Source organism: Yeguia hominis (assembly GCF_014384705.1).
GTDB lineage: Bacteria > Bacillota > Clostridia > Oscillospirales > Acutalibacteraceae > Yeguia > Yeguia hominis.
On sequence record NZ_JACRSN010000022.1, the window covers coordinates 33,039 to 45,382 of the forward strand.

The following is a 12,344-nucleotide window of genomic DNA, read 5'->3' on the forward strand; positions in this document are numbered from 1 at the left end:
GACTGGCTCACTCCTTTCTTTAACCTTTGACTGCGCCGGCCGTCAGACCGCGGATAAAATATTTTTGCAGAATCAAATACAGAATCATCAGCGGCAGCACGGAGAGTGTCAGAATGGAGAAAATTTTCGGCCAATCCGACGCATACCGGCCGACAAATACGGTCAGGGAAAGCGGAATGGTTTTCACATCATTTGAATTGAGGAATGTTAGCGCAAAGATGTACTCGTTCCAAGCAAACAAGGCCTGATAGATAATCACTGTGGAAATGCCGGGTTTGCTCAGCGGAAGCATAAACTGTAAGTAAAACCGGAAGCTGTTGCAGCCGTCGATTTTCGCCGACTCATAAATATCTTTGGGAACCTCCTGGAAGCTGTTGCGCAAAAGCAGAACGGAAAGCGGAATTCCGATTGCCGTATATGCAAAAATTGCAGACCAGCGATTGTTGAGCAAACTCATGCCTTTAAACAGGGAAAACAGCGGAATCAGAATAATCTGCGCCGAAATCATCTGGCCTGCCAAAACCACGAGATACAGTACATTTTTAAAACGGAACTGCATCATCGCAAATGCATACGCCGCCATACTGGAAAAAATCAAGATGGCAACCACCGTGATGATTGCGATGAAAAAGCTGTTATAAAGCGCAATTCCGAAGGAAGCTTTTTTCCAAGCCTCCGGAAAAACCGAAAAATCATAGGACTTCGGAAACGCCAAAGGGGTCTGGTAAATCTCATTGTTGGTTTTGAATGCTCCAAAGAACATCCAGACAAGGGGGAAAAACGACACGATTAGCAGAATGATCAGAAGCAGGAACAGGAACCAACGCCCGACTCCATATTTTCCGACTAAATTCTTATCCATTCCAGACTGTCCTCCTTCTTTTTTTCAGGCCCCATAACAGCTGGACGGATTTCAAAAAATCTGAAAATCCTTATGCATGGCGGGGTCCTTCCGGTTTGCTTGTTCCAAAGAATATACCTTTCGGAACATGATATTTTTTATAACAAACAGCTCCCTTTTGAGGGGCTGTTTTTTATTGGTTTGCTGTTCTAAATGGTATCATTTGGGTACAGTGCTCTGCTTTTCCAAGGAAACGTCAGCCTTCCCTATTTTGAAAAGACCGAATCCCCCATACTGGATTCCTGTTTCGGAAGCGTCCGGCGCGGCACATCCGGCAATTCTGCCGATAGCCTTTCGTTGATATCCGCCTTCGGCAAAGGCTCCAGCGGAAGATCCACCCGACGGTGTTCCAATGCGCTGATTTCCATGGCTTCCAACGCAGCATAGCCTTCATAGGCTTGCCGAATGTTGCACGGATGAGAAGCGATTTCTCCATCCAGCCAACGGATCAAATCTTCGGTATATGTAAGCTGCGCCTCCGGCTGTTCAAGTTCGTCTTTGAAACCATTTTCGCGGCCACCAATCACGTTTCCGCCGGTCTTTGCCGTGCAGGCGCCCCAGCAGCCGCTGCACTCCGCCCATACATAACCGGTTGTTCCGTAAACCGTCAGACGATCGTCTTCCCAAAACTCGATGGGATAGTCTCCCTTTTCATAATTTTCCCGGTGATGGTGGAACGGACGGGTAAAATATCCGAATTGCAGCGTGGATCGAACGCCGTTGCCGAGCACCATCTCTCCGAGGAAATAGTCGGGAGACGGGTGTGTGTCGGCAAGCAATTGCCTGCCATGTACATGGCCGACAACGCTGACCGGTCCAATTCCGTGATTGGCCCAAATCACATAGTCCATATAATGCGTTCCGAGCTGTGACAGCCACGCCTGACATTCCGCGTTAATCCGCTGCACCTCTCCGAGCTCTCCGCTTTCCAGAATTTCACGCAGTTTTCTGAAATTTTTCAAATATTTATGCTGATGACAAACCACCGCTTTGATGCCGTGCGCCTCGCAGAGCTCCACCATTTTTTTGGCTTCGTGCAGAGAGGTTGCCATCGGCTTTTCCATACAGATCGCTTTTACGCCATACCGAACGGCCAATTCGATCATTTCCAGACGAACGGATGGCAACGTACAAAAGGACAAAATCTCCGGCCGCGTTGCCTTTACCAATGCTTCGGCATCGGTATACCAAGCAGTTTTCGGGATGTCAAACGCCGTACCGATCGTCTCCACACGTTCCGGAAGCACATCGCAGATTCCAGTCAAATGGATGCGATCCTGCATTTGTAAAAAGCCCTTGATATGGGTGACGCCACGGTTGCCAAGCCCAATTTGTACGGCTGTATATCGTTTCATACGAAGTTCCCTCCTGCGAAAAAGTCCTTGCATTTTCAAAAAATTCGGATGATTCCTTGAAAAACGTTTTTTCAAACACCGAAAAATTTACAGAACACGTTTTAACTTTTTGTAAAAAAGCCAAATTTTGTTTTTTAGCCACGAATATCATATTCGCCAAAAAACAAATCACAAACTCTTTTCGTTGCATTTAATTTACACCATTTCCATCTAGTTGTCAACATAAGCATTGAAAAAATACAAAAAATTTTTTTGAATTTATAAATTTAACCCAAGTTGAAATTTTCTGTTGACAGACAAAAAGCAAGCTGTTATAATAGCCTCGTTTAGTAAAACGTTTTTTTGATGTGGAAATCAATCAAAATAAAATGCAAAGGAGTTTGATGTTCATGGCCAATATTTATGAGACGCTTTTAACCGAAGGCAAAGGCATTCTTCGTCTGAAGCCCGCCTGGGTTCCGCGTTCTTTCTGCCGTCCTGGACAGCGTCTGAAACTGGATCCCCGGGATTTGTATGTCTACGGAACAAAGCGCGGTGCGATTGACGAACGCTGGTTTGCTTCCACGACGCCTGCTGACAACGGACCCGGAACACCGCCCGACGAAGGACTGAGCTATATCGTTTCTGCCGACGGAAAAATGCAGGTCCTTTTAAAGGATGCCGTCGCAGAGCTGAAAGACAAGCTCATCGGAAAAGCACTGTGGGACAAATACGGACGCTGGCCGATGTTCTCCAAGTTTTTTGACAACCTCGGGCCGCTGCCGCATCACATTCACCATCGAGAAGCACACGCCGCCCGCGTCGGCGCATCCGGAAAACCCGAAATGTACTTCTTCCCCGCACAGCACAACAACAATAACGGAGAATTCGCCTGCACCTTCTTTGGTCTGAATGAGGATGTCACCAAAGAAGACGTCAAAGAGGTCCTCAAAAACTTCACAAAAGGCGACAATCAGCTGTTAGACTGCGCCAAAGCGTATAAACTGACACTCGATACCGGATGGGACGTTCCGCCGGGAGTTCTGCATGCGCCGGGCAGTCTCTGCACCTATGAGCCGCAGTTTGCTTCTGACGTCTATGCAATGTACCAGTCCGTTTTGTACGGACACCATGTCGTCAGCGAGGATCTTCTTTGGAAGAACACCCCGCCGGAGGAGGTTGGCAACTACGATTACCTGATCGATGTCATCGATTGGGACACCAACGTGGATCCGGAATTCCACAAGCACCGCTTTATGGCGCCGAAGCCGGTTCGTCCGATGGAAGAAATGCAGAAAGAAGGCTATGTAGAAGAATGGATCTGCTACAAGTGCCCGACAGTCTGCGCCAAACGTCTGACCATTCTTCCGGGTGCAACCGTTACCATTAAAGACAGCGCCGCCTACGGATTCATCACCATCCAGGGCCACGGAACCTGCGGTGTCTGGGAGATCGAATCTCCTGCCATGATTCGGTTCGGCCAGCTGACCAACGACGAATTCTTTGTATCGGAGGATGCCGCCAAAGCAGGCGTCACCTTTACAAACCCCTCTACTTGCGACCCCATTGTTATGCTCAAGCACTTCTCCGAAAACCCGGATCTCGTAATGGAATAACTCGGTTGCAGCGGCCTCTACGCAAAAAAGCCAACGCTTGTTTTCAAGCGTTGGCTTTCCTTTTTACTGTGTTTTAAAAACGAAATTCCGGCGTTTCGCCGCATAGCAACAAAACTGTCGAAAGCAGCAAGACCTGCTCTGCAGAATGCGGTTTTTTCAGCCGCACCCGGATATCGCCGGGCTCAATCTCCGTCCCGTCCAGCGCCCGGACCGTACGCTGAATGCTTACAGAGGCGCCCGCATCATCCAAACCAGCAAGACTGATCGTGTCCTTGTTGGACATTCCATACGTAATTGCCGACAGTCCGGTTCCTTTCAAAAACACGGCCGCGCCGGTATGACTCGAGGAAAACACCGGCACCAAGCCGGCAATCGCCTTTTTTTCTCCGTAAAATCGAAAGCTTTTTTTAAAAAGTAAAATTCCACTTTCCAGAGCGCTGTCCGGCAGCCGTTCGCAATCCAAAAGTAAATACCGCGCCTCACGATCCCCGCCGATTCGGCCTCCGCAAAAGTATTGCACACCGCCATACGACGACAGGACCGGAATCAGCCAGGACGAAACCGCTGCGTCGGAGGGCTTCCCGCAAAGGATGATGGTCATCATTGGCAAAGGCAGGCGCCCGTTTCATGCACCCGCTTCCTCCTCTCCTTGAGTCTGCATCTACAGTATTCCAATCCAGAGGGAGAATATGTATTCGGTTTCCTTAAGCGCGGGCGTTTCTGCCATTTTGTACCGCTTTGACCCGGTTTTTCCTTTTAAAAAAGCAGGTGTCAAAAAGCACCATTGCAAGGCGCATGCAAGACCGCATCCGTAATTCCGAGAATTGCTGTTCCAATCAAAGAGATTTCCATCTTTTTGCGGGTCTCTATCGGAATTTCCGGCGCAAAAAACACTTCCCGCATCGGTCTCTGCACCAGATCCACTACCGGCACCGGTACGCCGAGTTCCGCAAACAGCGCCGTATTTTGCAACCGTTTTTGGACCTCCTGGACAACTTCGGGGAACGAATGCGGATTCAGCGCAACGTTTCCTTCGAAGACCACATAATACGAATGGAATCCGCGATCTCTGTTCATCTTTACAGCCGTCGCGAGGATCGCATTGGCAAGCGTAATATGCAGCCGCTGCATTAGCAGGGACGCAAGTGTCTGCAGTTCTGAAAAGGCCTCCTTCGTGACCGCTGCACGCAGCTCCTGCAGCCGCTCATGGCGAAACGCCTGTTCGTCAATTGTCGACTCCCAAATCCAAGAAACCAGCGCAGAGTCATTGGACGATGCAAAATGCTGCTCTGCCGGAAACGTCTGCAGCGCCGTTCCCGGCTCCTTTTTCCGTAAATTGATTGCCCGGCGCATCAGGCCATAAAACAAAAGGCCGGAGCATCCGGATTCATAAATATAGCCTTCCGTTTCTTCCTTGGGAAACAGTTCTTCATCCATGGTCATAATCGGCGTCCGGCTGATAACCCTGCTGATTTGCTCATCCGCAGTTGCCATTCCGGTTCCGCAGACCAGCAAAAAGGTTTGCTCATCGGGCTTTAAGCCCACAACCTGGCTGACTCCGCCAATGTGCGCTGCGATCGGATCCGCCTGATAGTACAGCCACGGCATCTTCATCCCGCGTGAAGAGAAATAGCGCTGCATGTTGTTGTGAAAATTCATATCTTCCATAAAGTCCGCCGGACAACGCGCAAGCAGTCCATCAATATTCGGCATTTTGGCCGGGTGCTGGGGAATATAGATGAATCTTTTTCGGCGGGCTTTTCAGCGCACGCATGTGATGCACATGGAGATTTCCGTTTTCTGTCGAAGCCAGAATCAACTTCGTATTAGAGCCGCCGAAGGACAACGCCAGAACCAGACCGTGGTTCTGATAGCGCGCGTCCATTTGGCGCACCAACTGAAACAGCTCCGCCGAATGCCGAACATAATCATTGCGGTCATCCTGCAGATAGGCTGTCGTCAGGCGTTTCAAATCTGCATCCCCATCACAGAGATTCGTCAATCGTTTCATTACCGGTTCCAAATCATCACCACTCTCTTTCCATTATCCTGACTCATCACACAGGGAATTTTCTACATTCCTTACCACAAATGGGGTTCTTGACTTTTGCGCATGTTGATCCAAACCAAAATTCTCTATCCATACAGCTGCAAATCATTCGAGAAAAGAAGCTCCCGGCCGCATGAAGCGTCCCGCACTTTCGCATATTGTTCCATTTTTATGTTTTATATGTTTTAAAGGAAACTTTCTAAAGTTTTCTGAACGAAAAGGCGGCTGCATCTTGTATTTTTTCAAAAAATGATTTAAACTGTAAGCATGAGTTTAATAAAGTTATATACTTGTATACAGTTGTATAGCATATCATCCGCACAATCTTGTCAAGCATTTTCACAATTTTTGACGGTTGTACGGAGGGCCGGGTTGTCTGCTTCTGTGTTTTTTGCGCAGAATACACCTCTGACCCCCAAAAATTTACGATGCCTCTCTTCTTGATGTATCGAAAAATACGCAATAGGAGCTAAATATCATGCTGGATCGCACAAGCCCCATCCCACTACATGTCCAAATGGAAAATATTCTCCGGGAAAAGCTGGACAGCGGCGAATGGAGTCCTGGACAAATGATTCCTTCCGAAAATGGGCTCAGCGCGCTGTGTGGAATCAGCCGAATGACCGTGCGCAATGTCATCACCAAACTGGTGCACGAAGATCTTCTGGAGCGGATCCCGGGCAAAGGAACCTTTGTCAAACCGCAAAAAATTTCTGCAAATCCGCTTTCCTACGCCGGAATTCGCGAGCAGCTGGAAAAGAAAGGCTATGAGGTTTCCACAAAGCTGATTTCTATTGAAAAGGAGACTGTTTCCAGCAATATTGCCGCGCGCTTCAGCATTCCCACCGATACCCCGTTTTTTGTCATCAAACGCCTGCGTTATATTAAAGGCGTTCCGCTCAGCCTGCACGTGTCTTATATTCCGGCGATTCTATGTCCGGATCTGGACCAACAATCCTTGGAGCGGGAGCAGCTCTGCGTTATTCTCAGCCAAAGCTACGGCTTGATGCCTGCCAAAACAACAGAAACCCTCGAATCTGTCGCTGCAACCAAAGAAGAGGCGCGCCTTCTTTCTGTACAGGTTGGACATCCGCTTCTCTTGTTGGAGGACACCATTCTGACACAAGAAGACCGGGTTTATGAGTTTTCCAAAGTCATTTTCCGCGGAGATAAAATCCGTCTCCACCTTTCCTTTTAAATGTCATTTTTTTAATGTCATTTTTTATCTTAGAAAGCCGGGGAATCGCCCGGCTTTCTTCTTTTTTGTCAAAATAGAAAAAATTTTTTATTTTCTAAAAATAAGACTTGACAAACTTCTCTATGCGTTATGTCTTGTATATACAAGACATAATATAATGTTCAATTTGGGAGGATTTTATAGGATGACAGTCAACGATCTTTCTTCCGGCGAAGGCACGGTTCATATCAACTATCCGCTCCAGGCGCTCAACGCTGCTCCGGCCAAAGGGCTGGAATCTGCTGTCAATCGCATTGCATCGATTTTACTCAGTGCCGCAGATTATGTGCAGTTAAACGGAAAGGTGCGCTATCTTGGCGTTACCGATCGTTTCCGCGATGTCATTGAGACATTCCACCCGGCTGATGGGGAAATTCCTGCAGGATTCCGGATTGAAAGCACCCTGGAAGCAGACGGCCTGCTTTTGACCGATCTTGTCCGGGATATTTCGTACGATAAGAATGGCGTAAAACGTCCGACCGGCGTAATTTTCTCCGCGGACTCTGCGAACCCCCATGAGGTGGCGCCGATTGCGCCGCTTCTCGGAAACCTGACCTGCAATCCCGGAATCGTCTACGATCTTTTCATCAATAATCCGGAGGCCAACGTCGGCAACCGTTTTAAAACCCGTGACGAAGTCATGACCGAACTTGGCCGGATTCTCGGACCGGGCTGCGACATCAGCGTTGAGCTGAACAATCCGTTTGAGGAAGATTTTTCTAAAATTCTCGAAGAGTGTGAGCGCTTCAAAGAGATTCTCTCTGAGTACCGGCTCGTCGTCAAGGTTCCGCACACCGGACCGGTTAACCCGGAAAATGTCCCCCAGCTTCTGTCCGGCGATAAACATCTTGATACCCGCTTCGACCAGGCAACCACTGCAGGCGCGCTGCGCGGCCACAATCTTGCTCTGCGCCTGAGAGAGCATGGCTACCGGATCAACTATACCCTAATGTTTGAGCCCTATCAGACCGCAATGGCGCTTCAGGCAAAGCCGTATTTCATCAACAGCTTCATCCGTCACCGTGCAAAGCAGACGTCAAAAATCAAGCAGCTTCTGGACATCTACAATCTGACCGGCGAAGTTCGGTATCTGGAAGAGCTGCGCACCTTCTTCCTTGCAAATGATTATCTCAGCAAAACCGAAACAGACCGCAGCCTTTTCGACGTTCTCAAAATCGCGAAGGATATCGTCGCATATCGCAATATCGAAAACGATGCAGGTGCAGACGGCTTGGACGGCGTTCGCCACAACCTCCTGCTCCTGCGCAACACCAACCTGCGCGATACCCGTTTGATTATCTGCTCCATGGAGGGCGAATACAACTATCCGGATATCGACCGCTTACTCGCAGAATATGCTTACCGTGATGTCGCGGATCGCGTCATTATCACAGCAGAACCGCAGTATCTCGCACGGTTTACCTCTGCAAATCAGGTTGTTTCCTATCAGCGCCGCTTTATGAACGCAGTCGACAGCGCGAAATAAGACAATTTTTTAAAAAGTTCATTCCATGTTTTGAGCCTTCTGAAGAAGGCGCCCGAAAGCTTTGTAACCGGATTTCGGGCGCCCGATTGGTGCTTTACGGCCGTATAATTGCGTCCAAATTCTGCTTTCGGATTCCTTTGGCGCTTCTTTTACGCGGAGAAGCTTTCTGCCTTTCCAGGAAGCGCAGAAAACGTTGTACCGCGTTCCTGTAAGAATGGATTTCGCGGGCGGTTGGATCAAATTCATTTTAAAAAAATCAGCATTTTCCGGTATCTTTTCACTTACAAAAACTACATCTCCTTTTTCAGATATCCAGAAAAGATCGATCTGCACAGACGCTTCCGACCTGCAAATGCACTCTCGGAAGTGTCTGTGCGGTTGATCCAGAAAATCAGCGTTTTACTTTCCAACTTTCACTACAAGGATTGTCTCCCTATAAATCAAAAAGCATCCCACGCAGATCCATTTCGGGTATCTGCGGGGGATGCTTGTCTATTGGTATTTTATTTCCCCTGTGATTCCATCCGTATAAAGCACGGCTGGCACAAAAACCGTTTGCTGGGCAAGCCAAGAAGTTCTGTTATTTGAAGAACTTCGAAACCTTCTGTGCCTGCATCGCACCTGTATTGAATTCCACTTCCACAGACGCAATCTCATCTTCTACCATGGCCTGGAACTCTTCATTTTTCAGCCCGGAAAGCAACTCATTGCGGTCTGTTTCATCCGCAAGCCACTCTGCGGTTTTTTCCTTGATGTCGTGCCGGAACACCACATAATATGCGCCGGAACCGGAGAGATCCGCAAGCGCCGCTTTGCCCGCTTCAATGCCCAACACTGCTGCGCCGATCGTGGAATCCTCCGTAAGCTTTTCTACGGACTCTTTCAGCACTTCTGTGCTCTCAGTGTCATCCGTGTGGAGCGCCTGATAATATTCCGTCTTCTTATACGCTTCCACAACCTCATCCAGTGTCATGGAACCGTTATTATAGCGCTCGATGTAGCCTTCCAGCTCTTTTTTGACAGCTGCCTTTTGATCATCATCCATGGCTGTCGCTTTTCCATCTTCGCCGTACGTAAAGAGATACTGCGCAAGATATGCATAAGAAGCATAGTTATCTTCAAAATAGGTTTGCAGATCGCTGTCCGGAACCTCTTTTTCGCCGCCTTTCCCGTAAATATTCTGGAAAAGCTTCGTAATCATCTGGCTCTGTTCTGCAGTTGCCGTGGTATAAGACGCCAGTGCAATTCCATAGCCTTCCATCTGGGAACTCGACTGGTTCCAATAATATGCAGCCTGTGTTGCAGCCGCGTTTTTCTCTTCCTCTGTCAGCGTAATGCCGCGGGCATTCATCATTTTCAAAATTGCGAAATAGTACTTGACATAATATTCCGCCTTGTTGCGGATCCAAGTCTCCGCGTCTTCGCCCTCCACAGTCTGCTTCAGGACAGGCTGGTCGCTGTCTTCCACCAATTTCGCCGCGTCGCTGCTGGCTACCGCCAGAAAATAAATATAACTTCCGATCGAAAGCGTCGTATCTCCGCTCTTTGCAGACCAGGTTTGATCGCCTGACGAACAGCCGATCGCGCCGAGAAGTAAAACTGCCGCCAATAAAACTGCCATTGCCGATTTCAAAACCGTTTTCATCCTCTGTTTTCATCCTTTCGGAAATAGATGCCGCCGGTAGCCCGGCTGACATTGCATTCTTTGCGTTCGTCAGGACCGACGTTTTTTGCCAGTCCGATACACGTTTTTATTATACCCTTTTCAAAACCACGTGACAAGCCTTCTGCAAGCAGAATTTAGCTTTGGCTTTCTATGAATTCTGCTGTAAGCTCCACGGTTTCCTCCGCCTGCTCTTCAATATCCAACCCACGAATATTCTTTTTGTACAGGTGCCGCATCAGAAGAAGGCTCGCAATCAGCGATACAATTTCTGCAAGCGGGAAGGAATACCAAAGCAGCATCAGTCCGCCGATTTTCGAGAGCAGATACGCCAGCGGAACCAGTGCAACCAGCTGCCGCAGGACCGAAACGATCAGGCTGTAAAGCCCATTGCCCACCGCCTGGAACAACGTCGAAAACATAATTCCAAGCGCAGCCGGTATAAAACAGAGGCAAATTATGCGCAGCGCCGGAACCCCGATTTTCACCATTTCAGCAGAAGCATTGAAGAGTAACAGCATCTGATCCGGAATCACTAAGAAGATTGCCGTTCCCACCGCCATGATGGCGCCGCACACAAGAATCCCGTACCAGAGGGTCGCCATCAGACGCTTGCGCTTTCTGGCGCCGTAATTATATCCCATAATCGGCATACATCCGTTCGTCACGCCAAACACCGGCATAAAGATCAGCGACTGCAGCTTAAAGTAGACGCCAAAAACCGCAACTGCTGTTTCAGTGAACGAAATCAGAATGGAATTCATCAGTGTTGTCATGATCGAAGAAATTGACATCATAATGGTCGAAGGCACTCCAACCGCGCAAATATCCCGGACCATTTCCCCATGCATGCGAAATCCCCGGAAATGCAGTTTGACTGCATGTTTCTGCGTAAACATGACGACCGCTGCAACTACCGCTGATAAAATTTGTCCGGCCACAGTTGCGACCGCTGCGCCGGTAACTCCCATTTTCGGCATCCCGCAGTAACCGAAGATGAAAATCGGATCCAAAATAATATTGGTGATCGCACCAATCAGCTGAAAAATCATCGGCCAAATCATATTTCCGGTTGCCTGCAGCGTTTTTTCAAAAATAATTTCGATAAATATGCCAAACGAAAAAATGCAAACAATGGACAGATAGCTTTCTCCCATTTCCAGAATGTCCGGAATGTCCGTAAACGCTCTGAAAAACGCACCGGAAAAGAGCCAGCCGAGAAGGGCAAAAACAATCGCCACAAGCACGGATAAAATCAGGCCATGCACCGCAACATCGCCGGCCTCCCGGTCTTTTCCTTCCCCGAGTTTTCGGGCGAGCAGGGAATTGACTCCGACGCCTATCCCGCACGCAAATGCAATAATCAGGTTTTGAATCGGAAAAGCAAGCGAAACGGCCGTTAATGCATTTTCGCTGATTTTCGCAACAAAATAGCTGTCTACGATATTGTACATCGCCTGCACCGTCATCGAAAGGATGGCGGGAAGCGACATTGTAATTAAAAGCGGAAATATGGGCTTCGTTCCCATTTTATTTGTCTGTGTCTGTTGCAAGCGTAAGTCTCTCCTTATAAAAAATATGCGTATATTTTAGTATAACGCTTTTTCAGAAGAAAGGCAAATTCTTTTCCGGATTTCCCGGCTTTTTTACTGCCGGTGAAATTTTCATTTTTCATTCTATGTTTTTTCAAAAACCGCTTGACTTTTCAATCCATATCGCTTATAATAAATAAGCTTTCATTCCTAATTGGTTTGAATGTGCGCTTGTAGCTCAGCTGGATAGAGTGACTGGCTACGAACCAGTAGGTCGGGGGTTCGAGTCCCTTCAAGCGCGCCACGTCGCGACAAATCTTCGGATTTGCCGCGATTTTTTCATCCACATAAATTTGACCGTATAGAAGTTACCGAACCATGACAAAAATCCCGGCTTTGCGAGATGTGAACAGCACCCCATTTGTTAGACAGTATGATATACTATCTAACAAGTGGGGTGTTTTGCTATGCCAAAAGGAGTACCAAACAAACGATATACGCCGGAGTTCAAGAGAATGGTTGTAG

Annotated in this window: 10 protein-coding genes and 1 tRNA gene; 4 read left to right on the forward strand and 7 right to left on the reverse strand. The window is 48.2% G+C overall.

Going from position 1 to position 12,344, the window contains the following annotated elements; translation table 11 throughout:
- Positions 1–19: 19 nt before the first annotated feature.
- Positions 20–862 (reverse strand): carbohydrate ABC transporter permease, encoded by an 843-nt coding sequence (locus IAG03_RS12335; RefSeq protein WP_249320336.1) that lies wholly within the window; start codon positions 860–862, stop codon positions 20–22.
- Between the two features lie 245 nt (positions 863–1,107).
- The gene (locus IAG03_RS12340; protein ID WP_249320337.1) at positions 1,108–2,256 is read right to left on the reverse strand and encodes a Gfo/Idh/MocA family protein; all 1,149 of its coding nucleotides are present in this window, start codon (positions 2,254–2,256) and stop codon (positions 1,108–1,110) included.
- A 389-nt stretch (positions 2,257–2,645) separates the two neighbouring features.
- On the opposite strand from IAG03_RS12340, the gene IAG03_RS12345 reads away from it, so the two are divergent.
- A complete protein-coding gene (locus tag IAG03_RS12345; RefSeq protein ID WP_249320338.1) occupies positions 2,646–3,851 on the forward strand; it encodes a cupin domain-containing protein in 1,206 nt (401 codons plus the stop codon).
- A gap of 73 nt (positions 3,852–3,924) precedes the next feature.
- Here IAG03_RS12345 and IAG03_RS12350 read toward each other — a convergent pair whose 3' ends face one another.
- The 3 genes from IAG03_RS12350 to IAG03_RS12360 form a co-directional block, all read right to left on the reverse strand.
- Positions 3,925–4,455: a hypothetical protein gene (locus IAG03_RS12350; RefSeq protein ID WP_249320339.1), complete on the reverse strand. Its 531-nt coding sequence runs from the start codon at positions 4,453–4,455 to the stop codon at positions 3,925–3,927.
- A gap of 167 nt (positions 4,456–4,622) precedes the next feature.
- Entirely contained in the window at positions 4,623–5,564 is a 942-nt protein-coding gene (locus tag IAG03_RS12355; RefSeq protein ID WP_249320340.1) for a hypothetical protein, read from the reverse strand.
- Positions 5,551–5,862: a hypothetical protein gene (locus tag IAG03_RS12360; RefSeq protein WP_249320341.1), complete on the reverse strand. Its 312-nt coding sequence runs from the start codon at positions 5,860–5,862 to the stop codon at positions 5,551–5,553. The genes IAG03_RS12355 and IAG03_RS12360 overlap by 14 nt, the downstream gene beginning before the upstream one ends.
- 517 nt (positions 5,863–6,379) lie before the next feature.
- On the opposite strand from IAG03_RS12360, the gene IAG03_RS12365 reads away from it, so the two are divergent.
- Positions 6,380–7,099 carry a GntR family transcriptional regulator gene (locus IAG03_RS12365; protein ID WP_249320342.1) on the forward strand — a complete coding sequence of 240 codons (720 nt, stop codon included), beginning with the start codon at positions 6,380–6,382 and terminating at the stop codon, positions 7,097–7,099.
- 184 nt (positions 7,100–7,283) lie between these two features.
- A complete protein-coding gene (locus IAG03_RS12370) occupies positions 7,284–8,624 on the forward strand; it encodes a transaldolase family protein (protein WP_249320343.1) in 1,341 nt (446 codons plus the stop codon).
- A 580-nt stretch (positions 8,625–9,204) separates the two neighbouring features.
- Here the strand turns inward: IAG03_RS12370 and IAG03_RS12375 are convergent.
- Positions 9,205–10,269 carry a hypothetical protein gene (locus IAG03_RS12375; protein ID WP_249320344.1) on the reverse strand — a complete coding sequence of 355 codons (1,065 nt, stop codon included), beginning with the start codon at positions 10,267–10,269 and terminating at the stop codon, positions 9,205–9,207.
- 155 nt (positions 10,270–10,424) lie between these two features.
- Positions 10,425–11,840, reverse strand: a complete 1,416-nt coding sequence (locus tag IAG03_RS12380) for an MATE family efflux transporter (RefSeq protein ID WP_249320345.1) — start codon at positions 11,838–11,840, stop codon at positions 10,425–10,427.
- Positions 11,841–12,046: 206 nt separating this feature from the next.
- Here IAG03_RS12380 and IAG03_RS12385 point away from each other — a divergent pair.
- Positions 12,047–12,123: transfer RNA gene (locus IAG03_RS12385), tRNA-Arg, on the forward strand.
- Positions 12,124–12,344 lie beyond the last annotated feature (221 nt).